Source organism: Rhodococcus sp. P4_F5 (assembly GCF_056401315.1).
Genome location: NZ_JBFUJP010000021.1, coordinates 41,722 through 63,950 on the forward strand (window position 1 = coordinate 41,722; position 22,229 = coordinate 63,950).

General features: G+C 71.3%; 18 protein-coding genes. 7 read left to right on the plus strand and 11 right to left on the minus strand.

What is annotated here, in order from left to right; translation table 11 throughout:
- Window positions 1-507: 507 nt before the first annotated feature.
- From AC1DU4_RS11180 to AC1DU4_RS11195, 4 genes are read left to right on the plus strand one after another with little or no spacing between them, the layout of a single operon-like run.
- Complete coding sequence (locus AC1DU4_RS11180) at window positions 508-4,488, plus strand: Pls/PosA family non-ribosomal peptide synthetase (RefSeq protein WP_477839793.1); 3,981 nt, start codon at window positions 508-510, stop codon at window positions 4,486-4,488.
- Window positions 4,485-5,159, plus strand: a complete 675-nt coding sequence (locus tag AC1DU4_RS11185) for a BPL-N domain-containing protein (RefSeq protein WP_477839795.1) — start codon at window positions 4,485-4,487, stop codon at window positions 5,157-5,159. The genes AC1DU4_RS11180 and AC1DU4_RS11185 overlap by 4 nt, the downstream gene beginning before the upstream one ends.
- Before the next feature lie 2 nt (window positions 5,160-5,161).
- A complete protein-coding gene (locus AC1DU4_RS11190; protein WP_477839797.1) occupies window positions 5,162-6,412 on the plus strand; it encodes a heparan-alpha-glucosaminide N-acetyltransferase domain-containing protein in 1,251 nt (416 codons plus the stop codon).
- Window positions 6,409-7,185 (plus strand): BPL-N domain-containing protein, encoded by a 777-nt coding sequence (locus AC1DU4_RS11195; RefSeq protein WP_477839799.1) that lies wholly within the window; start codon window positions 6,409-6,411, stop codon window positions 7,183-7,185. Before AC1DU4_RS11190 ends, AC1DU4_RS11195 begins: the two co-directional genes overlap by 4 nt.
- 6 nt (window positions 7,186-7,191) lie before the next feature.
- Here the strand turns inward: AC1DU4_RS11195 and AC1DU4_RS11200 are convergent, their stop codons facing one another.
- From AC1DU4_RS11200 to mutA, 4 genes are all read right to left on the minus strand, one after another.
- The gene (locus tag AC1DU4_RS11200; RefSeq protein WP_477839801.1) at window positions 7,192-8,541 is read right to left on the minus strand and encodes a serine hydrolase domain-containing protein; all 1,350 of its coding nucleotides are present in this window, start codon (window positions 8,539-8,541) and stop codon (window positions 7,192-7,194) included.
- A 176-nt stretch (window positions 8,542-8,717) separates the two neighbouring features.
- Window positions 8,718-9,707, minus strand: coding sequence for a methylmalonyl Co-A mutase-associated GTPase MeaB (gene meaB, locus AC1DU4_RS11205; protein WP_477839803.1), 990 nt, complete (start codon window positions 9,705-9,707; stop codon window positions 8,718-8,720).
- Entirely contained in the window at window positions 9,697-11,952 is a 2,256-nt protein-coding gene (gene scpA, locus AC1DU4_RS11210) for a methylmalonyl-CoA mutase (RefSeq protein ID WP_477839805.1), read from the minus strand. Before scpA ends, meaB begins: the two co-directional genes overlap by 11 nt.
- Window positions 11,949-13,862 (minus strand): methylmalonyl-CoA mutase small subunit, encoded by a 1,914-nt coding sequence (mutA, locus tag AC1DU4_RS11215; protein WP_477839807.1) that lies wholly within the window; start codon window positions 13,860-13,862, stop codon window positions 11,949-11,951. Before mutA ends, scpA begins: the two co-directional genes overlap by 4 nt.
- Before the next feature lie 169 nt (window positions 13,863-14,031).
- On the opposite strand from mutA, the gene AC1DU4_RS11220 reads away from it, so the two are divergent.
- Window positions 14,032-14,727 carry a TVP38/TMEM64 family protein gene (locus AC1DU4_RS11220; RefSeq protein WP_477839809.1) on the plus strand — a complete coding sequence of 232 codons (696 nt, stop codon included), beginning with the start codon at window positions 14,032-14,034 and terminating at the stop codon, window positions 14,725-14,727.
- Here the strand turns inward: AC1DU4_RS11220 and AC1DU4_RS11225 are convergent.
- The 3 genes from AC1DU4_RS11225 to AC1DU4_RS11235 are packed head-to-tail and all read right to left on the minus strand — an operon-like array spanning window position 14,714 to window position 17,240.
- Complete coding sequence (locus AC1DU4_RS11225; protein ID WP_477839811.1) at window positions 14,714-15,907, minus strand: SPFH domain-containing protein; 1,194 nt, start codon at window positions 15,905-15,907, stop codon at window positions 14,714-14,716. The two genes, AC1DU4_RS11220 and AC1DU4_RS11225, sit on opposite strands and share 14 nt — an antisense overlap.
- Before the next feature lie 22 nt (window positions 15,908-15,929).
- Window positions 15,930-16,361 carry an NfeD family protein gene (locus AC1DU4_RS11230; RefSeq protein WP_477839813.1) on the minus strand — a complete coding sequence of 144 codons (432 nt, stop codon included), beginning with the start codon at window positions 16,359-16,361 and terminating at the stop codon, window positions 15,930-15,932.
- 57 nt (window positions 16,362-16,418) lie between these two features.
- Complete coding sequence (locus tag AC1DU4_RS11235; RefSeq protein ID WP_477839840.1) at window positions 16,419-17,240, minus strand: DUF3097 domain-containing protein; 822 nt, start codon at window positions 17,238-17,240, stop codon at window positions 16,419-16,421.
- Between the two features lie 82 nt (window positions 17,241-17,322).
- Between AC1DU4_RS11235 and AC1DU4_RS11240 the strand changes: the two genes are divergently transcribed.
- A complete protein-coding gene (locus tag AC1DU4_RS11240) occupies window positions 17,323-18,135 on the plus strand; it encodes a hypothetical protein (RefSeq protein ID WP_477839815.1) in 813 nt (270 codons plus the stop codon).
- A gap of 10 nt (window positions 18,136-18,145) precedes the next feature.
- Here AC1DU4_RS11240 and AC1DU4_RS11245 read toward each other — a convergent pair whose 3' ends face one another.
- The 3 genes from AC1DU4_RS11245 to AC1DU4_RS11255 form a co-directional block, all read right to left on the minus strand.
- Window positions 18,146-19,039 carry a class I SAM-dependent methyltransferase gene (locus AC1DU4_RS11245; protein ID WP_477839817.1) on the minus strand — a complete coding sequence of 298 codons (894 nt, stop codon included), beginning with the start codon at window positions 19,037-19,039 and terminating at the stop codon, window positions 18,146-18,148.
- 133 nt (window positions 19,040-19,172) lie between these two features.
- Window positions 19,173-19,673 (minus strand): hypothetical protein, encoded by a 501-nt coding sequence (locus AC1DU4_RS11250; RefSeq protein ID WP_477839819.1) that lies wholly within the window; start codon window positions 19,671-19,673, stop codon window positions 19,173-19,175.
- Window positions 19,674-19,770: 97 nt separating this feature from the next.
- Window positions 19,771-20,355 carry a TetR/AcrR family transcriptional regulator gene (locus AC1DU4_RS11255; RefSeq protein ID WP_477839821.1) on the minus strand — a complete coding sequence of 195 codons (585 nt, stop codon included), beginning with the start codon at window positions 20,353-20,355 and terminating at the stop codon, window positions 19,771-19,773.
- Between the two features lie 157 nt (window positions 20,356-20,512).
- Between AC1DU4_RS11255 and AC1DU4_RS11260 the strand changes: the two genes are divergently transcribed.
- Window positions 20,513-21,847, plus strand: coding sequence for a glutamine synthetase family protein (locus AC1DU4_RS11260; RefSeq protein ID WP_477839823.1), 1,335 nt, complete (start codon window positions 20,513-20,515; stop codon window positions 21,845-21,847).
- Between the two features lie 16 nt (window positions 21,848-21,863).
- On the opposite strand, the gene AC1DU4_RS11265 is transcribed toward AC1DU4_RS11260, so the two are convergent.
- Window positions 21,864-22,190 (minus strand): hypothetical protein, encoded by a 327-nt coding sequence (locus AC1DU4_RS11265; RefSeq protein ID WP_477839825.1) that lies wholly within the window; start codon window positions 22,188-22,190, stop codon window positions 21,864-21,866.
- Between the last annotated feature and the right edge of the window lie 39 nt (window positions 22,191-22,229).

The window sequence follows — 22,229 nt, forward strand, 5'->3', positions numbered from 1 at the left end:
CCGTTACCGCAAACCGGACATTCAGCGCATCGCCTACCCTCCACTCGAAGTTACCCGCGATGTCACTGGACGCAAACAGAGCCCAAACTTCAGGGTGATCCAGGACACTCGCAGTGGTCGAAACCGGGTGAAGACGAGGTTGAAATCTGCACCACATCGGATGGCCCCGAGTCCGTCACATCACCCCCGACTGCCGATTCCGGCCGAATCCCAAGACCTCGGCCGAGGCACATTCCACCCCAGCGTCGAAACCGCCTGACGCCGTACAAAACTATCCACACGCAGGCCCTTTGTCGCCAAACCCGGACCCGCGGTACGGATTTGGACGACCGTCCGGAAAGGGTCCACTCGCCCGCCGGGCCCGGGCGAGGCCAGTGGTCACCCATCCACTGGGACGCCGCCGGCACGTCGGCGACGCCCAACCCCCATGGTTCTATGGCCGTGCTGTTCGCCTCAATGTTAACCATCAAATAACTTTCGCCTGGGGGGGCCTCCTTGCACGAAGACATGACAGCACCGATGCGGCGGGTGGAGCCGAGCCCGGCCGGAGGGTCCGCCTTCCGGCCCCTCAGTCGTCGGCTCAACCATGTCTTCGAGGCCACCGCCGACCTCACGCCCTCCGCCGTGGCGGTCGAATGTGGGTCCGTCCGACTGACCTACGCTCAGCTCGAGTTCCACGCCAACCAGCTCGCCCACCAGCTCACCGCGCTGGGCAGCGGGGTGGGGTCGCGGGTGGCGATCCTGCTCGAACGCTCGCCCGCCACGTACGTCGCGATCCTCGGTGTGCTCAAGGCCGGCGCGGCCTTCGTGCCGATCGACCCGGCCTCACCGGCCGACCGGATCGCGTACATAACCGAAGACGCCGGGGTGGACCTCGTCGTCACCACCGCATCGTTCGGGCAGACCCTCTCCACGCTGCACACCAACTGGCTCGAGCTCGACACCCAGGCCGCCGAGATCTCCGGCCAGCCCGGCACCCGGCCGGACCTCGAGATCCTGCACAAGGACCCGGCCGCCTACGTCATCTACACCTCCGGTTCCACCGGAAGGCCCAAGGGCGTCGAGGTCGCGCAGTCGAGCATCTGCAACTTCCTCGACGTGGTACCCGAGGTCTACGACGTGCAGCCCACCGACCGCGTGTACCAGGGCATGACCATCTCGTTCGACTTCTCCATCGAGGAGATCTGGCCCACCTGGGCCGTCGGGGCGACGCTGGTCGCCGGCCCCACCGACTCCCGCCGGCTCGGTGGCGAACTGGCGGACTTCCTCGACGACGCCGCGATCACCGTCCTGTACTGCGTGCCGACCCTGCTCGCGACCATCCCCCGCGACCTCCCCCGGCTGCGCAGCGTCCTGGTCGGCGGAGAGGCCTGCCCCCGCGAGATCGTCGAGCGCTGGGCGCGGCCGGGCAGGCGGATCCTCAACACCTACGGGCCCACCGAGGCGACGGTCACCGCGACCTGGTGCGAGCTGCTGCCCGGCCGCCCGGTCACCATCGGCGTACCGCTGCCCACCTACTCGGTTGTCATCCTCGACGAGGACCGGTACCCGGTCGCCGACGGCGAGGTCGGCGAGATCTGCATCGGCGGACCCGGCGTCGCCCGCGGCTACGTCGGCCGCCCGGACCTCACCGCGGACCGCTTCTTCCCGCATCCCTTTGCCGGACCCAGCGGACGGCTCTACCGCACCGGCGACCTGGGCCGCATCACCGACGACCGCGAGATCGAGTACCTCGGGCGCGCGGACAGCGAGGTCAAGATCCGCGGCCACCGTGTCGACCTCGGCGAGATCGAGAGCGTGCTGCTCGAGGACCCCGCCGTCGCCAGCAGCGTGGTCACCCTGGCCACCGTCACCGGCTCCCAGCACCTCGCCGCCTACCTGGTGCTGCGGACCGGTTCGGCCCGCCAGGGCGGCTCCCCCGAACTGATCGAGCGCCTGCACCGGGAGGCGCACTCACGCCTGCCCGACTACATGGTGCCCACGTTCGTCGACATCGTCGACGAGCTCCCGATGATGCCCAGCGGAAAGGTCGACCGGCCCCGACTGCCGGAGCCGACCGGACAGCGTCTGGCACTTGCGGCCGGGCCCGTGGTGGCCGCCGCGTCGGACCTCGAGCGCACCCTCCAGGTGCTGTGGGCCGAACAGTTGGGCGTCGAGGCCGACGCGCTGTCCGTGGACGCGAACTTCTTCACCGAACTGGGTGGACATTCGCTGTTGGCCGCGCAGCTGGTGACCACGCTCCGTGAGCGCGGCGTCGACGACGCCCTCGGCATCCGGGACGTGTACGCAAACCCGACGGTCCGGGAACTGGCCGCTGCCCTGGCGCCCGCGGCCGGTCGGGCCGCGGTCGCGGCGCCGCCGGTGGACAAACTGCCCCCGCGGGTGCCCCGTGGCTCGGAAGTGGCCCGGGCCGGCGGTGCACAGGGCGGGCTGCTGCTGCTCATCCTCCTGGTGGTCACCCTTCCCGTCTCGGTCGTCTACAGCCTGCACGACGGCCAGCCCTCCTTCGGCGCGCTGGTGGACCTACTCCTGGCAACCGTGCCGACGTATCTGCTGGTGCGCTGGGTGCTGCCGGTACTGCTGGTCCGCCCGCTCTCCCGCGGCATCAAGCCCGGCACCTACCCCCTGTGGGGAGCCACCTACCTCCGACTGTGGATGGTCGAGCACCTGATGATGCTCTCGCCCATGCCGGTGCTGAGCGGGTCCCCGATGATGGCGAGCTTCCTGCGCGCCACCGGCGCCGAGGTGGGCCGTGACAGCTACATCGGGACCAGCACGGTGCCCTTCCCCTCGATGGTGACCATCGGCGACCACGCCTCGATCGGCTACAACACCGACCTCCGGCCGTGGCATGTCGCGAGCGGCTGGGTGGTGCTCGCGCCCATCGTGATCGGCGACCGCGCCTTCGTCGCCGAGAACTGCGTCCTCGAACCAGGATCCGGGCTCGGCGACGACGCGATGCTCGGCGAGCAGTCCACCCTCACCCGAGGCTGGCGGATCCCGGACGGTCAGCGCTGGATCGGCTCACCGCCGTCCGAGGTGCCCGCGCTGAGCGAGAGCGTCGAGGCCATGCACGCCGCCGGACCCGCGCCGAGCTGGACCCGCCGACTGACCGCTGCTGCCTGGGGCGGCCTGGCCCTGCTGGAACTGCTGGCCATCGCGACCATCGTGCCCAGCCTGGTCATGGTCTGGGCCGTGCTGCTCGAGTACGGCATGATCGCCGCACTGCTCGCGACGCTGCTGTCCGGCGCCGTCTACGTGCTCACCGTCTGCGCCGTGGTCGCAGGCGGCAAGAAGCTGATCCTGCCGAATCTGCCGGCGGGCGAGTACCCCACCGCGTCCGGCCTCGGGATCCGGAAGTGGATGACCGACAAGCTCTTCGAGATGAGCCTGACCTACAACAATTCGCTCTACGCCACCCTGTACACGGCACCGTGGCTGCGCCTGCTCGGCGCCCGGGTCGGCGCCGGTGCCGAGGTCTCGACGGTGGCGCACATCGACCCGGACCTGCTCACCATCGGCGACGAGAGCTTCGTGGCCGACATGGCCAGTCTCGGTGGGGCGACGGTCTGCAACGGCCGAATGCTGTTCGAGCACACCGAGGTCGGGACCCGAGCGTTCGTCGGCAACGCCGCCATGCTGCCGAGCGGGACCCGCACCGGCGACGGCTCGCTGATCGGCGTGCTCACGGTGCCGCCCGCCGGCGGCGTGCCGCCGGACACCTCCTGGCTCGGCTCGCCCGCGATCTTCCTGCCGGCGCGTCAGGACAGCGGCGACTTCGACGACTCCGAGATCTTCAGCCCGGGCCGGGGCGTCGTCGCCCACCGGCTCTTCATCGAGTTCTTCCGGATCACGCTGCCCGCCACCGTGGTCGGGGTCAGCCTGTACTTCTACCTGCTCGGCCTGTCCCAGTTCGCCCGCAACACCGGCATGTTCGTGACCGTCGTCGTCGCCCCGCTGCTGGCGCTGGCGACGGCGTACGGCGTGGTGCTCTACGCGGCCGCGGTGAAGCGGAACATGGTGGGCACCTACGTGCCCCGCGTCGAGCCGCTGTGGGCGAAGTTCGTCCGTCGCGCCGAGTTCGCGACCGGTGTGTACGAGGCTGCCGCGGTACCGGTGCTGCTGCACCAGCTGATGGGCACCCCGTTCCTGCCCCCGCTGCTGCGCAGCTTCGGCGCCACCATCGGCCGCCGCGCCTGGATCGGCACCACCTACCTCACCGAGTTCGACCTGGTCCGGATCGGCGACGACGCCACCGTCGGGGCGGGTGTCTCACTGCAGACCCACCTCTTCGAGGACCGGGTGATGAAGATGTCCACGGTCACGGTCGGCGACAGCGCCACCGTCGGCACTCGCTCGATCGTCCTCTACGACGCGGTGGTCGGCGACGGCGCCGAACTCGATGCGTTGTCGCTGCTGATGAAGGGCGAGCAGTTGCCACCGCACACCCGGTGGCACGGGATCCCGGCACAGGGAGTCCGCTCGTGACCACCCGTCGTCCGCTCGCGCTGGTCTACCGCGGCGGGGCCACCGCGCCCGGCTGCCCCGAGTCCGTCGCGTCGCTGCTGCGCCGCAGTCGGTGGAACTTCGACATCCACTACGTGGGGCCGCGGGAGGACGTCAAGCTCACCCGCGCGGCCCTCGGCGTGGCGACCGTCTACGCGCAGCCCGGCGGCGCCACCCTGGGACCGGCCTGGCGGCGAATGCGTCGGCACCGGGACACCATTCGCGACTTCGTCTCCGGAGGCGGCCGCTACCTCGGCTTCTGCCTGGGCGGCTACCTGGCCGGCGCCACCCCGGGCTTCGACCTGCTGCCCGGCGACACCGACCAGTACATCGCCTCCGCCGGGGCAGCCGTGGCCTCGACCGACGCCACCACCGTCGAGGTGCGGTGGCGCGGATACCGTCAACCCCTCTATTTCCAGGACGGACCCATGTTCGAGCTGAACGCGGCCCCCGCCGCCCACGTCGAAGTCATCGCAAACTACGCCAACGGGCAGGTGGCCGCGCTCGCCACCGACTTCGGTTCGGGCCGGGTCGGCGTCGTCGGCCCGCACCCGGAGGCCGATGCCGACTGGTTCGCCGACTCCGGCCTGCGCACACCCGAGTCCACCGGCGTCGCCGCCGGGCTGGACCTGATCGACGCGGTGATGTGCTGACCATGAGCGTCACTCCGGACACCGCGGCCGTCTCGCAGCCGACCGCCGCTCCCCCGACCCGCCAGGCCTCGCGCCTCGTCGGCGTCGACGCCACCCGCGGGTTGGCGGTCCTGGGCATGATCGCCGTCCACTCCCTCAACGAGTACGACGACGCCGGCGAACCCACCTGGATGTTCTCGCTCGCGGCCGGTCGCGCCGCGGCCATCTTCGCGGTGCTCGCCGGGGTGAGCATCGCGTTCATCTCCCGACGTCGCCGCCTGCATCGCGGCCCCGAGGCCACCGGGATCAGTGCGTCACTGGCCGCCCGGGCGGTCGTGATCGGACTGATCGGACTGTCCCTGGGATACACCGACATCGAGTTCGGCGTGGTGATCCTGACCTACTACGCGGTCATGTTCCTGCTGGCCATCCCGCTGATCTACCTCTCGACCCGGACGCTACTGGTGTCGACGGTCGCCGCCGGACTGCTGCTGCCGGTTCTCAGTCAGGCGCTGCGGCCCCACCTGCCCGAGTTCCTCGACGAGCAGCTGAGCTTCGGGGCGCTGTTCTCCGATCCCCTCGGCATGCTCTCGACGCTCGTCTTCACCGGCGAGTTCCCCGCGTTGGTCTGGATGACGTACGTGGGCGCGGGCATCGTGGTCGGCCGGCTCACCCTGACCTCGATCCGCGTCGCCGCGGGTCTGGCCGGTACGGGCGTCGCGCTGATGCTCGGTTCCGCCGTCACCTCCTGGGCCCTGCTGAACCCGTTCGGCGGCCTCGAACACCTCGACGCCACCACCGACGACGACGTCATCGCCGAACTGCTGGCGTTCGGCGGCGACGGCACCGTCCCCACCACCACCTGGTGGTGGCTCGCGGTCGACGGCCCGCACACCGGCACCCCACTGGACCTGGCCGCGACCATCGGCAGCACCCTGGCCGTGCTCGGGGTGGCCCTGCTGCTCGGCCACGTCACGCGCCGGTACCTCGCGCTGGCCGTCCGGGTGCTGTTCGTCCCCCTGGCCGCCGTCGGCAGCCTGTCGTTGACGGCCTACGTCGGCCACATCATGTTCGTGAACTCGGACTTCGACGTGTACGGACCCTGGTCCGGCTACCTGCGCCAGGTGGTGGTGATGATCGCCCTGGCCATCGTCTGGAAGGCCACCGCCGGCCGTGGCCCGCTCGAGGGACTGGTCACCGCCGTGACCAGCCGGGTGCGCCGCCGCACCGAGGACTGGGCCTCACGCCGGTCTGCCGGGCACGGGCCGGCGTGAGTACCGGGCGTGAGCAGCTGACCCGGCGGCGGTTCCTGCTCGGTGCCGGGACGGCGGCGATCGGCGGCGCCGCCGCCGGCTGGGCACTTCACGAGCGGCCCGACGATCGACCGGTCGCGCTGGTGTACCGGGGGAAGGCGTCCTGCTCGGGCTGTTCCGAGGCCGTCGGGCGGCTCCTCGAATCGGCGCCGGACCCGTTCCGGGTCGTCTACTGCGGACCGGACGAGGACGTCGAGCTGACCGCGGAAGCGCTCGCCGGCGCCGCCGTCTACGCCCAGCCCGGCGGCGGCGAGGTGCGTCCGGCGTGGCGCCGGATGCGCTCGCACGCAGCCGACATCCGGGCCTACGTCCACGGCGGCGGCAACTACCTCGGCTTCTGCCTGGGCGCCTACCTCGCCGGGGCCGATCCCGGTTTCGACCTGGTGCCCGAGACCGTGCACCGCTACCTCGGGACAGCCGGCTCGGAGGTGCAGGACACCGACGACACCGTGATCGAGGTGAACTGGCGCGGCGAGCGGCGGCACATGTTCTTCCAGGACGGCCCGGAGTTCACCGGCGACTGGGTCACCGCCCCGGAGACCACGGTGCCGGCGCGGTACCGGACCGGGACGGTCGCGGCCGCCGTCACCGGCTACGGCGCCGGCCGGGTCGGGCTGGTGGGACCGCACCCGGAGGCCGACGAGAGTTGGTACCGCGGACCCGGACTGACCAACCCCGACGGCATCCGGTTCGACCTCGGTCACGACCTGGTCGCCGCGACCGTCGCGCGCTGACCGGCGTCAGCCGGTGGGGGTGACGGCGGGTGTCGGCGCCACGGACAACCCGGTGTAGATCTCGTCGAGAACCGTGGGCAGCAAGGCATTTGCCGTGGTCCTGCCGTCGGGCGAGAGGGTCAGATTCGTCCAGATCACCAGCGTCACGTCGTTGTCCGGGTCGTGACCGATGAAGGAGTTGAAGCCCGGAAGCTCGCCGCCGTGGTAGTACATCGAGGCGTTCGGCCCGAAACGCTGGTACGTGATGCCGTAGCCGTACTGCCGGCCGTCCGGTGAGTTCGGGTCCTCCGGCTGCAGACTGTGGAGCCACTGCTGCTGGTGGTCGGCGTCGAAGACCTTGCCCGACACCAGCGCTCGGGTCCACGTGGCCAGGTCGTCGGCCGTTGAGATCACCGCCCCGGCGGCGGTGGCGTAGGACGGGTTCTGGTGGGTGTAGTCGAGGGGTTGCAGGGCGCCGCTGCGTGCGGCGGCCTGCAGGTCGGCGGGGTACGGCTTGTCGACCAGCGCGTAGGACGTGTCGCCGTACATGTAGCCGCGCGAGTAGCGCTCCGGCAGCGAGTTGTCCTCGGCCGCAGGCAGCGACGTCCGCCCCAGCCCGAGCGGGCCGAACAGCCGGTCCTGCAACTGCTGGGCCAGCGGGCGGCCGCCGGCCTTCTCCGCCACCAGGCCCAGCAGCGCGTAGTTGGTGTTGCTGTACTCGAATGCCGTGCCCGGCGGAAACCCCGGCGGGTGCCGGAACGCGATGTCCAGCACCTCCTGGGGTGTCCAGACCCGTGCCGGGTCGGCGTCCAGGGCCGCCGACAACTCCGGCGCGTCCGTGTAGCCGTAGAGCCCGCTGCGCATCTTCAGCAGCTCCGAAATGGTGATGTTGTCGCCGTCGGGCACGTCCGGCACGTAGGCGGACACCGGGTCCTCGAACCGGAGCTTGCCGTCCTGGGCCAGCAGCACGATCAGCGCCGCCGTCATCGTCTTGGTGTTCGACGCGACCCGGAAGTGGGTGCCGGTGTCCGGCGGGGTCTGCGCGCCCAGCTCGGTGGTGCCGACGACCGCGTCGAAGGTGCCCTGAGGGGTGCGGAGCTGAACCACCGCGCCGGGGACCATCAGCACCTCGGCGGCGTCCGCCACCGCCGCCTGAAATGCGGCCGGGTCGATCGGCTTCAGCGCGGCCGATGCCGGCGCGGAGACGGTGGTCGCGCCGGATCGCGACGAACTGGTGGTGTCCGACGTGCCCGAACAGCCGGCGATCGCCAGCGCGGCGCACGACGTGAGGACCGCGAGTCGGGTGGCGCGTGCGTGCCGGAGGCGACGCCCGCCGTGGCGGGAGCCCGGACCGCGGTCCTTGCGGGAAACCCTCATGGTCGGCACTTCCGCCTCTGCCCCGGGCCGAGTACCGCGCCGATGAGCGGTACCTGGTGGGTCGACCTCGCGGCGTCGCAATCCTAACACCGCGCCGACCGCAGGTCCGGGACAGAAAGCCTCTGACCTGCATCGAACCGGTTCGGCCGGGCTCAGAGGCCCGGCCGAACCGACCGTCAGCTGTCGAACGCGTCCAGGATCCGGTGCGCGGCCAGGGCCGCCGTCAGCGAGCCCTCCCGCACCTGCTGCTCCACGTCGTGGCGGATCGACTTGACCTCCGCGTCGTCGTCGAGCCGGCGCAGCAACTGGTCGTGGACCATGGACCAGGTCCAGTCCACCTGCTGCTGCTGTCGCTTGCGCTCGAGTTCCCCGGCGTCCCCGAGCACCTTCCGGTGCCGCAGGACCTCGTCCCAGAACTTGTCGACGCCGTCGTTCTCGAGGGCACTCATGGTGAGCACCGGCGGCTTCCACAACGCGTCGTGCGGGTAGATCAGCCGCAGCGCCCCGGCCAGTTCCCGGGCCGCACCCTTCGCCTCGATCTTGTGCTTGCCGTCGGCCTTGTTCACCGTGACGATGTCGGCCAGCTCGAGCACGCCCTTCTTGATGCCCTGCAGCTGGTCGCCGGTGCGGGCGAGGGTCAGGAAGGTGAAGGTGTCGACCATGTTCGCCACCGTGACCTCGGACTGCCCGACGCCGACCGTCTCGACCAGGATCACGTCGTAGCCGGCCGCCTCGAGCAGCACGATGGTCTCGCGGGTCGCCTTCGCGACGCCGCCGAGGGTGCCGGACGTCGGCGAGGGGCGGATGTACGCGTTGGGCTCCACCGAGAGGTTCTGCATCCGGGTCTTGTCGCCCAGGATCGAACCGCCGGTCCGCGTCGAGGACGGGTCGACGGCCAGGACCGCCACCTTGTGCCCCAACGAGAGCAGGTACATCCCGAGCGCCTCGATGGTGGTCGACTTGCCCACCCCGGGCACACCGGTGATGCCGACTCGGATGGCACCACCGGCGTGCGGGAGCAGGCGCAGCAGCAGCTGCTGCGCCTGCTCCCGGTGATCCGCCCGGGTCGACTCGACGAGGGTGATGGCCTTGGCGAGCTGAGCCCGCCGGTCGGCCAGCACCGCATCGCCGAGTGCGGTCAGGTCCAGGACCGGCCTAGCTGCCACTCAGATCGTGCCCCAACTGTGCCGACAGCTTCTCGAGCAGTCCGGTGGCCGCGTCCGCGATCACCGTGCCGGGCGGGAAGATGGCGGCTGCGCCGGCCTGGTACAGCTCCTCGAAGTCGCCGGGCGGGATGACGCCGCCGACGACGACCATGATGTCGGGGCGGCCCACCGCGGCGAGCGCCTCCCGAAGCGCCGGCACCAGGGTGAGGTGTCCGGCGGCCAGGGAGGAGACACCGACGACGTGCACGTCGGCGTCGGCGGCCTGGTTGGCCACCTCTTCGGGGGTCTGGAACAGCGGTCCGACGTCGACGTCGAAGCCGAGGTCGGCGAAGGCGGTGGAGATCACCTTCTGGCCGCGGTCGTGTCCGTCCTGGCCCATCTTGGCGACCAGGATGCGGGGACGACGACCCTCGGCCTCGGCGAACGCCTCGACGAGTTCGGTTGCGGTAGCGATGTTCTCCGCCTTTCCGGCCTCGTCCCGGTACACACCGCTGATGGTCCGGATCTCGGCCTGGTGACGCCCGTAGACCTTCTCGAGCGCGTCGGAGATCTCCCCGACGGTGGCCTTTGCGCGGGCCGCGTTCACGGCGAGCGCGAGCAGGTTGTTCTCCATGCCACCCTCGGCGGACGCCGCCGCCCGGGTGAGCTCGGCGAGCGCGGCCTGCGTCGCGGCCTCGTCCCGCTCGGCCCGCAGCGCCGCGAGCTTCGCGAGCTGCTCCGCACGCACCTTGGAGTTCTCGACCTTGAGCACCTCGATGCTGTCCGGCTCGTCCGGCACGTACTTGTTGACGCCGATCAGCGGCTGGCGGCCGGAGTCGATCCGGGCCTGGGTGCGGGCCGCGGCCTCCTCGATGCGGAGCTTCGGGATGCCCTCGCTGATGGCCTGCGCCATGCCGCCGGCCTCCTCCACCTCGGCGATGTGCGCACGCGCACGGTTCGCCAGCTGGTGGGTGAGCCACTCGACGTAGTGCGATCCACCCCAGGGGTCGATCGGCCGGGTGGTGCCGGACTCCTGCTGCAGCAGCAGCTGGGTGTTACGCGCGATGCGAGCCGAGAAGTCGGTCGGCAGCGCGATCGCCTCGTCGAGCGCGTTGGTGTGCAGCGACTGGGTGTGCCCCTGGGTCGCGGCCATCGCCTCGACGCAGGTCCGCCCGACGTTGTTGAACACGTCCTGCGCGGTCAGCGACCAGCCGGAGGTCTGCGAGTGGGTACGCAGCGAGAGCGACTTCGCGCTCTTGGGCTCGAACTTCTCGACCAGCTCGGCCCACAGCAGGCGGCCGGCACGCAGCTTGGCCACCTCCATGAAGAAGTTCATGCCGATGGCCCAGAAGAACGACAGCCGCGGTGCGAACTTGTCGATCTCCATGCCCGCGTCCAGGCCGGCGCGGATGTACTCCACGCCGTCGGCGAGGGTGTACGCCAGCTCCAGGTCGGCCGTCGCGCCGGCCTCCTGGATGTGGTAGCCGGAAATGGAGATCGAGTTGAACTTCGGCATCTTCGCGCTGGCGAAGGCGAAGATGTCGGAGATGATCCGCATCGACGGCTTCGGCGGGTAGATGTAGGTGTTGCGGACCATGAACTCCTTCAGAATGTCATTCTGAATGGTTCCGGCGAGCTGCTCGGGCGTGACGCCCTGCTCCTCGGCCGCGACGACGTACAGCGCGAGAATCGGCAGCACCGCACCGTTCATCGTCATCGACACCGACACCTGCGACAGGTCGATCCCGTCGAAGAGCTGACGCATGTCGAGGATCGAGTCGATGGCCACACCGGCCATGCCGACGTCGCCGGCGACGCGCGGGTGGTCGGAGTCGTAGCCGCGGTGCGTCGCGAGGTCGAACGCGACCGACAGGCCCTTCTGTCCCGACGCCAGGTTGCGGCGGTAGAAGGCGTTCGACTCGGCCGCGGTGGAGAAGCCGGCGTACTGGCGAATGGTCCACGGCTGGTTGACGTACATGGTCGGGTACGGGCCACGCAGGAACGGCGCCGCGCCCGGGAAGCTGTCGAGCGGGTAGCCCTCGGCCTCCGCCGCGTCACGGTCGGCCTTGGTGAAGACCGGCTTGACGTCGATGCCCTCGGGGGTGGACCACACCACCTCGTCGGCGGTGTAGTTGTTCGCTGCCGCCGCCTCCGCGATGTGCGCGGCGGACTGGTCCACGGTGGGCGCCTGCGGGGCGGGCGCGGCCGGGTCCGTCAGCGGGACGTCGGCGAAGCTGCCGATCAGGTGGCCGACGCGGCTGGTCATTTCACTCCCAAGGTGTCAAGCAGGCCGGACAGGGCCGACACTGCGTCGATACGAGCGGTGAGGAAGCCGTCGGGGCGGTCGGAACCCTCCGCGTCGGCAAAGGTCTTCTCGGGACCGGCGAGCAGCACCGTCTCGATGCCGGCCGCGCGCAGCGCGTCGACCGCGGGCACACCGTCCGTGCCGTAACGCTTGTCGGTGCCGCAGAGCACCGCGACCGTGGTGCCCGCGTCCCGCACGACGCCCGGCAGGGTGCCGAGGTCGAGGGTGCCCGGGTTGACGGCCTCGATGCCGCCGGAGGCCAGCAGGTTCGACGCGAAGGTGGTGCGGCCGTTGTGCTCGGCCACCGAGCCGAGCGCGGCGAGCAGGACCTTGGGCCGCGAGCCGTTCTCCGCCAGGTGGCTGTCGGACCGGGTGCGGAGCGCCTCGAAGGCGGCGCCGTAACGGGCGACGTCGTCGAGCGGGCCGCTCGCGCCGACCGGCAGCGGCTTCTCGTCGAGGTTCGGAAACTCGTTGACGCCGGTCACCGCGGTCTTGCGGTGCGCGATGTCGGACTCGCGGGCCGCGCGGGTGACCGCGATCCGGTCCGCGACCAGCCCGGACTCGAGCGCCGCGGCAAACCCGCCGTCGGCCTCGATCTGCTGGAAGAACTCCCAGGCCTTGGCCGCGATCGAGGCGGTCAGGTCCTCGACGAACCAGGAGCCGGCGGCGGGGTCGAGGACCCGGCCGAGGTGCGACTCCTCGAGCAGCAGCAGCTGGGTGTTGCGGGCGATGCGAGCCGCGAAGGACTTGGAGGTCTCCAGCGTGCCCGCCGGCACCGCGGCGTCGAACGGCAGCACGGTCACCGAGTCGGCACCGCCGACGCCGGCGCCGAACGCGGCGAGCGTGGTGCGGAGCATGTTCACCCACGGGTCCCGCTGGGTCATCATCGCGGCCGAGGTGACGGCGTGCTGAGGGGCGCCGCCGAACTCGGATGCGCCACACACCTGCGCGATCCGGGCCCACAGCTGGCGTCCGGCCCGGAGCTTGGCGATGGTCTGGAACTGGTCGTCGGAGGCCGAGAACCGGAACTCGACCTGGCCCAGCGCCTGCGAGATCGTCAGACCGGCGGGGGCATCCCCCGTCGCTGCGGTCGCCCCGGCCGTCAGGGCCCGCAGGTACTCGAGCCCGGCCGCGATGGCCGCGCCGAGCTCCTCCGCGTCGCTGGCGCCCGCGTTGTGGAACACGGTGCCGTCGACGGTGAGCGCGCGGACGGTCTCGTCGCGGCCCGCGGCGGTCTGCGCGAGTGCCACGGCGGCGGCGAGGTCCACGTCGGCCCGGTCGGCGAACCGACTCGTCAGCGGCGCGGCGCCGAGGCTCACGGTGACCGCGGCCCGGTCGGTGACGCCGTCACCGGCGGCGGCCCGCGCATCGAGCAGCGCGAGGACCTGCTCGGCCGCGGCCGCGGTGTCCGCGCCTGCGTCGAGGGTCAGCGGCGCGAGGTCCAGGAGTACGCCCTCGAGCGCCTTCGCCACGCCGGCGGCGGGCAGCGCGTCGGTGCCGACGCTGAGCCAGACGGCGCTGATGCCGTTCTCCAGGCCGTCGAGGATCGTCTGGTTGGTGGCGGCGGGATCCGACTCGCCGGCACCGAACGCCGCGCTGACGAGCCAACCCCGGTTCACGTCACGGTGTGCGTCGCGGCCGCGGACGAACGGGAACTCGCCCGGCAGGGCGGTCTCGGCGGTCTCGTCACGGCGCGTGTACAGCGGCGCAATGGTGACGCCGTCGTAGGTGGGGGTGTCGAGGAGCCGTTCCGGCTCCGCGGGCAGCTCGGACACGTCCACCCGGCGGGCCTTCGCGAGCACCGCCGCCACCGCCTGCTGCCACGCCGCGTAGTCGCGGGCAGCCGATTCGGCCTGTGAAGCGTGTGACACTGGAGCTTGTGACACGGTGTCTGCTTCCTCTCGGTTATTCGGGCACAGTCATTGTCCCGTGATGCTAGCGGCCGCCGAAACGGCCGCGATCGCGCGTACCTAATTACCGTTCAGTAACATTGACGCCGGTGGGTGAGCCGCCCGGGCGGCGCAGGTAGCCTGGGCAATCGTGACAAGGTGGCTGCGTGACCCGAAGCTGATCGGGGCGTTGCTCCTGTTGCTCGCCCTCGCCGTGGCGGCGGTCCTCGTCCCGCATCCGTCGATCGACCAGATCCGTGAGTGGGCCGACTCGGTCGGCCCCGCCTTCCCCTTCGTCTTCCTGGCGGTACACGCGGTCGTGACCATCGCACCGGTCCCCCGCACCGTCTTCACCCTCGCCGCGGGCGTGCTCTTCGGCGCGCTGACCGGCATCCTGCTGGCGGTAGCCGCGACCACGCTCAGCGCCGCCCTCGCCCTGCTGCTGGTCCGCGCGGTGGGCCGCGACGTGGTCGCCGCCCGGCTGACCCATCCCGCGGTGCAGAAGGTGGACGACCGACTGGCCCGGCGCGGCTGGCTGGCGGTCGGGTCGCTGCGGCTGATCGCGCCGGTCCCGTTCTCGGTGGTCAACTACTGCGGCGGGGTGTCGTCGATCAGGTTCTGGCCGTTCGTCCTCGCCACCCTGGTCGGGGTGGTACCCGGCACCATCGGCGTGGTGGTGCTCGGCGACGCCCTCGGCGGACGGACCAACCCGGCCCTGCTGGCGCTCTCCGGCGCCTGCATCGCGGTCGGCCTGCTGGGCCTGGTGCTCGACACCCGAATGCCCGTGCCGGGCACCACCGTTCCGCTGTCGGAGTCGGAAGTACCGACCGCCGTCAGGAAGGATTGAGCGGGTCCACCAGCAGGTCCATCACCGACTCGGACGACGGGTTCGGCTGAGCCGGAGGTTCGACCTGCAGGTGCTGCGGCGCCGGCGCATCCACCGACTTGTGCGCCACCGCCTCGGCCGCTGCCACCGCGCGTGCCACCGACGGGTCGCTCGCGTTCTCGAACCAGCTCGCGACCTCCTCCGAGTCGTCCACCGGCGGCGCCGCGTCGTCCGTGACGCTCGGCTCGTAGCGGAACACCCCGTCGTCGCCGGGCGCACCGAGCGTCTTCGCGAACCCCTTGAGGGCGTCACCGAAGTCGCTGGGCAGCAGCCACACCTTGTTCGCGTCGCCCTGCGCCATCTGCGGCAAGGTCTGAAGGTACTGGTAGGCAAGCAGTTCCGGCGTGGGCTTGCCGGCCTTGATGGCCGCGAACACCTTCTCCACGGCCTTCGCCTCGCCCTGCGCCTGCAGGTACTTCGCGGCCCGCTCACCCTCCGCGCGCAGGATGCGGGACTGCCGCTCGCCCTCGGCGGTGAGGATCGACGCCTGCTTGGCACCCTCCGCGGCGAGGATGCGGGACTGCTTGTCGCCCTCCGCGGTCTTGATCGCGGACTCCCGATGGCCCTCGGCAGTGAGGATGGTGGCCCGCTTCTCGCGGTCCGCCTTCATCTGCTTCTCCATCGACTCCTGGATCGACGGCGGCGGGTCGATGCTCTTGAGCTCGACGCGGGCGACGCGCAGGCCCCAGCGTCCGGTGGCCTCGTCCAGCACGACGCGGAGCTGGCCGTTGATCGAGTCCCGCGAGGTGAGGGTCTCCTCCAGCGTCATCCCGCCCACCACGTTGCGCAGTGTGGTGGTGGTGAGCTGCTCGACACCGACGATGTAGTTGTTGATCTCGTACACCGCGGCCTGCGGGTTGGTCACCTGGAAGTAGACGACGGTGTCGATCGAGACTGTCAGGTTGTCCTGGGTGATCACCGGCTGAGGCGGGAAGGACACCACCCGCTCACGCAGGTCCACCTTGGCGCGGATCCGGTCCACGAACGGCACCAGGAAGGTCAGCTGCCCGGACACCGTGCGCACGTACCGTCCGAGGCGCTCGATCACCGCCGCCTCGGCCTGCGGGACGATCGCGACGGACTTCGCCATCGTGATCACCACCAGCACGACGATCACTGCAAGAACGATGAGTGCGGCCACTGTCACAACTCTCCAGACATTTCTAGGGTCCCCTCCACACGACGGCGGTCGCGCCGTCGATCTCCATCACGGTCACGGTGGTGCCGGGCAGGTACACCTCGGTCGGGTCGAGCGCGCGAGCGGTCCACACCTCGCCGCCGAGTTTGATCTGGCCGCCGTGCTCCGCGACCTCCGCCAGCACCGTTGCCTTCTTGCCCGGCAACGCCTCGACGTTGGTGGCCAGCAGCGGCGGCTTGGCGAAGCGGCGCAGCAGGGCCGGGCGCACGCCGAGCACGAGGACCAGCGAGGTCAACGCGAAGATCACCGCGTCCGCCCACACGGGCAGGTCGGTCACGCTGGTGACCCCCGCCGTCGCGAGGGCGCCGCCGGCCAGCATGAGGAGGAAGAAGTCCCCAGTCATCGCCTCGGCCCCTGCGAGCAAAACGCCTGCAACCAGCCAGATTATCGCCGCCACGAGTCCATCTAACCAGAGTCCGGCGCCGAGCCGGTGGGCTCGCGACACCGCCCCCGGTCACCCCTCGGCGACCGGCTCGGTGACGAAGTCCACCAGACGCTCAACCGCCCCGATCAGCGGCGCCTCGAGGTCGCGGAAGCTCGACACCGCGCCGTAGACGCGCCGCCAACCGTCCTGCGGAGTCCCCCACCCGAGTTCCCGGCAGATGCCGGTCTTCCAGTCCTGTCCACGCGGGATCTTCGGCCAGGCCTCGATGCCGACGGCCTTGGGCCGCACCGCTTCCCACACGTCGATGTACGGGTGACCCGTGACCAGGACGTGCGGGCCGAGGTTCTGCGTCATCCGCGACTCCTTCGAACCCTCCACCAGGTGGTCGGCCAGTACGCCGACCTTCCGGCCGGGACCGGGGCCGAACTCGGCCAGCCGGTCGGCCAGGTTGTCCAGTCCCTCGAGGTGCTCCACCACGACGCCCTCGACCCGGAGGTCGTGGCCCCAGACCCGTTCGACCAGCGCGGCGTCGTGGATGCCCTCCACCCAGATCCGGCTGGGGAGCGCGGTACGGGCCCGCAGGCCCTCGACCCGGGTGGACCCGGACGCCGAGCGGGCCGGGGCGGCCTTCTTGACCGCGGTCGGCCGGACCAGCGTGACGGCCTTGCCGTCGATCAGGAAGGACGCCTCCCGCATCGCGAACAGCCGGGTCTGCCTGCGCCCGTCCTCGAGCCGGACGAAGTCGCCGTCGTACGTCTTCTCCATCCCGACCACGGCCCCGCAGTACCCGGTGGCCGCGTCCTCCACGACCAGCCCCTTGTCGGCGGGGACCCGGGGCGCCGCCGGTCGGTGACGCCTGGTGTGGCCGGAGAAGATGTTGCCGCCGTACATGTCGCGTGAAGTCACGGACCATCACGCTAGGACACCCGCTCGGTTCGTCCGAGCCCGCCACGCCGACCTATGCTGGATTACCGTGTCCTGTCCGAGTACCACCCTGGCCGTGTGGGCCGCCTCCTGGCTTGCCGGCTCCAGTTCGCCGGACGACGTCATCGACGCCGTACAGGCCTGGGCGCCCATGCATCTGGTCGGCGCCGCCGACGCCGAGGTCTCGGTGCAGTGGGACCTGCCGTGGCCCGATCCCGAGGACGCGGGGCCCGTGCTGTTGCTGCGCGCGGTGCGGCAGGTGTCCGAGCGGGACCGCGAGGCGTCGATCGCCCTCGTGCTGCCCGCACCCGGCGACGTCCGCGGGCTGCCACCCGGGACCGCCTTCGCCGGCGCCGCCGTCCAGGCCGGCGAGGGCGTGCTGGTCGGCGCCCACGGCCGCGCCGGGGTCGGCATCGTGCCGTCGGTGGAGGGACCGGACGTGTTGCGGTGGACGGTCTTTCCGGTGCCGGCGATTCCCGTCCCGGCCGAGCAGATCGGCCTCGGCGAGGCCGAGTACGAGCTGCGGCAGGCGGTCCGGGAGGCGGCGGACGCGTTGGCGTCGATGCGCGGCGGGTTCGCACCGGGAGAGGACGACCCGCGGGCCCGGATCGCCCGGCTGCTCGCGGAGTACGCCCACCACGGCTACCCCGGCGCCATCCCGGACCGGGCCCTGCGGATCTTCGACACGGCCGACCAGGTGGCCGCGATCCTGACCGTCGCGGGCGACTCCGGCGGCCGGGCACAGTCCGCCGCCGGGGCCGCGGCCCGCGAGGACACCCTGCGTCCGCTGTGGTCCGCGGTGCGCGCGGCGCGCCTCGGCGCCGCGGGCGCGAGCATGCGCGCGGTGCTGCCGCGCACGTGAGCGGTTCGGCCTACTTCACCGCGGTCAGGTACGTCGACTTCCGGGTCAGGTCGGCGAGGTCCTCGGGGAGCTCGGGGACCGGCCGGCCGTAGTCGGCGGCCAGCTCGAGCGGGTTCGCCAGCGACACCGTCCACCCGCGCCCAGTCAGCCACTGCACCGGATCTGCCCGCTCGTCCTGGTAGAAGAGCTCGGCAATGTCCATGTCGCCGAACGGGTTCTGGGGGAAGTACTTCTCCCGCAGCTCCGCGAAACGCTTGATGTCGGTGCCCGCGCCGAATCCGTCGACCGCGAGCCGGCTGCCCGGGCCGGAGAGCTCGTCGATCCGCTCGAACAGCGCATCGTGCGCCGCGCCGGGCAGGTACGGCAGCAGTCCTTCCGTCGACCACGCCGTGGGCCGGGCCGGGTCGAAACCCGCGGCCGCGAGGGCGGCCGGCCAGTCCTCGCGCAGGTCGACGGCGACCGCACGCCGGTCGGCCTTCGCCCGGGCACCGTGTTCGGCGAGCACCTCGCCCTTGAACTCGAGCACCTTGGGCTGGTCCACCTCGTACACCGTCGTGCCCGCCGGCCAGTCGAGCCGATACGCCCGGGCGTCCAGTCCGGCGGCCACGATCACCGCCTGCCGAACCCCGGCCGCCGCAGCGGAGGTGAAGAAGTCGTCGAAGTATCTCGTCCGCAGCCCCATGAACCTGGGGAAGAAGAACGGCGTGTTCTCGAGCGGTGACGGGTCGGCCAGCAGTCCGGTGAAATGCGGCTCGCCCGCCGCTTCGACGAACCACCGCGCACACTCGTCCCGGATCAGGGCGTCAGGCCGGGCCGTCTCCAACGCCCGGAATGTCGCCACACCCAACGCGGTGAGACCGACGCTGCTGACGATGTCCCAGGTGTCCCCGTCGGTCCGCATCATCACCGAAATGCCTCGCAATCCGTGTCGGCAGACTCGGCTGGGCGACTGCTCAACCGCGCTGAACGACCAGGCAGGACGGCGGCAACAGGTACTGCGAGTGCGACACGACCTCACCGGCCGACAACCGCCGATTCTACGCCCGGGCCCCGGGCTCCCCTCGGTCCATCGCGATGTGCCGGTCGATGCGGATGTGCTCGTCGAGCGTCGGATACCGCAGCCCGGTGTCGCGACCGTAGTCGCGTTCGCGCAGCCAGCCGTAGACGTCCCCCCAGAGCCAGACCCCGCCGGAGACCGTGTTGAACGGCACCGGGAACGGCGCGGTCCGGTGCCGTTCGCCGCGCACCCACTGCCCCACCGCCTGCCGGGTCACCCCGGCCCGGTCCGCGATGTCCTGACGCGTCACCAGGTCCGGATGTGTCCGATGCGGCCGCACCCCGTGCGCCGTCAGGCGCTCGACCACGTCGGCGGCGGTGGTTACGGCGCGCATCCCCTCGGCGGTCATGGTCAGCAGTTGCAGCCCGTTCGCCTCATGGGCCCGTGAGCCGAGGTCGGCCGCCAGCGTGTGCTCGCGGGAGACGGTCAGCAGCGGCACCAGGAAGGTGAACTCGTAACGGTGGTAGAGGTCGTCGTGCACCCCGTGAAGGTAGGCCGCCGCGGGCGCTTTCGCCCAACTGTGCTCGGGACCGGCGGCGACCGGTGTCGGTGACGCTTCCCGGTCGGGTGCCCGGTCGTCAGCCCTCGTCCCGGAGGCGCAGCTCGAGCAGTGCCCTGAGCTGCGCGCGGGCGTCGTCGAGTGGTCGCGGTGACTTCGTCGCGCGGCAGAGGACTACCGCGCCCTCCACCGCGCCGACGGTGAACCGCGCCAGCGACTCGGCCGCGTCGGCCGTCAGTCCCCGCTCGAGAAGCGCCGCGGCCAGCTGGGCGCACCAGACGGTGAACGCCGTCCCGGCCGCGGACACCACACCGGGCAGGTCGGGGCCGGCGAGCGCCGCGGCGACCACCGGGCACCCGGCCTCGAAACCGTCGTGCTCCAACGCGCGCTGCCACCAGTCGACCAGTCCGTCGACCAGTCCCTCGACGCCGCCGTCCTCGTACAGCGACCCGAGCAGCGCCGACATCCGTTCGCCCGCGGCGAGCGTGGACGCCTCGACCAGTTCGGCCTTGCCCCCGCGGAAATGCTGGTAGATCGAGTTGCGGGCCGCGCCGCTGTGGGCGAGCAGTTCCGAGACTCCGGTGCCGTGTACGCCGCGCACACCAACCATGGCGACAGCGGAGTTCACCAGTCGCTCACGGGGACCCAGTCCGGTCTCCGTCATCTGTACCCCCAGGTCAACACGTGGACCGATCGTTATAGACCGATCATTCCATGGATCTCGGGCGCCGGTGGACCGGTCGGTCCAGGGCTGCCGGAATTCGCCGCGGGTGGGACACTCGGGAGCGCGACACCGAGCCACCCGACGAGACGAGACGCCCATGCTCTCCGTCCCACGTTCCCCGAGCACGACCGGCACCCCGCTCGACCCACGGGATCGGGTGATCGGCTCCGTGGTGGACATGAGCGGCATCTCCCGGGCGAAGGTGATGCCCGCCGCTCGCCTGTCCACGTTCGCGTCGGCGGGGGCCGGCGCCTCCCCGAGTTGGTGCGTCTTCTGCGTCGACGACCACATCGCGTTCACGCCGTCCTTCTCGGCGGTCGGCGACCTCCGGCTCCGGATCCGCCCCGACCAACTGCGCGACCTCGGGCAGGGTTCGCACTGGGCGCCGGCGGACCTCGTCGATCAGGACGGGAGCCCCTACGGGGCCTGCCCCCGCAGCGCGCTCCGCCGGGCAGTGCACCAGCTCGCCGAGGTTGACCTCGAGGCCCGCATCGGGCACGAGATCGAGTTCTGCCTCTTCGACGCGCTGCCCGCCGACGAGTGGTCGGCCTACGGGCTGACCGCAGCCCTCGCCGCGGAGTCGTTCGTCCGGGACCTCGTCGAGGCGGCGGACCGGGCCGGACTGGCGATCGAACAGGTCCACGCGGAGTACGGGCCGAACCAGTTCGAGATCTCCCTGTCCCCGACCGACCCCGTCTCCGCGGCCGACGACTCGGTGCTGGCCCGCATCCTCGTCAGCAGGGCGGCACGAGCACACGGGATGCGCGCCTCGTTCTCGCCGCTCCCCACCCTCGGCGGCGCTGGGAACGGCGCCCACCAGCACCTCTCGCTGTCCCGGCGGGGTCGACCGGCCCTGTCCGGCGGCGACGGCCCGCACGGACTGACGGCCACCGGCCGTGGCGCCGTCGCCGGCCTCGTCCGGGCCCTGCCCGCGCTGATGCTCGTGCTGGCCGGGTCCACGCTCTCGCACCACCGACTGCGGCCGAACACGTGGGCGGGCGCCTACGCCTGCTGGGGGCTCGAGAACCGGGAGGCCGCGGTCCGGCTGTGCGCCGACACCCCCGGCAATCCGCACGGCGCCCACCTCGAGGTGAAGCCGATCGACCCGTCCGCCAACCCGTACCTCGCGAGCACCGCGGTCCTCGGCGCCGCGCTGGCCGGCATCGCGACGGACCTGCCGCTGCCCGGCGAGGTGACCGTCAACCCGGACCAGCTCAGCGAGGAGGAGCGGCGCGCACTCGGCATCGAGGCGCTGCCCACCGAACCCGACGAGATGCTCGACCGGTTCCGGTCGTCCCGGCTGGCGGGGGAACTGTTCGACCCCTTCGTGCTGGAGGCGTTGTACGCCGTCAGGAACTACGAGCTGACCGAGTACCGGGACAGGCCGCCGCTGGAGGTCGTCGACCGACTCCGCTTCGCCTGGACGATGTGACCGCCGGCGGCCGTCACTACCCGTCCGGCGAGGACGGGAACGTGTAGATCCGACACCCGCTCATGTTGGCCGTGGACACGACGCTCTCGGCGCGAGTCGCGTCGCCCTGCCGGTTCAGGTTGTTGGCCAGGGCCGCCTGGTCGTCACAGAAGGGCTGGTCCTTGGGGTCGTCCGTCTTGTTGCTGATGAACTTGTCCGACGGCGTGGCGGTGGCGCTGGGGGCGGCGGTCGTCGTGGTGCTCTGCGCTCCCGCGAGTGGTGTGGTGCCGGTCGGCACCACACCGGAGAACTGCGTGACGGCGGCGATCGCGAGGAACGCTGCCGCGGCGAGACGACGGGTCATGAATTGCTCCCCCGGCTACGGCGTGGACGAGGTGATGAC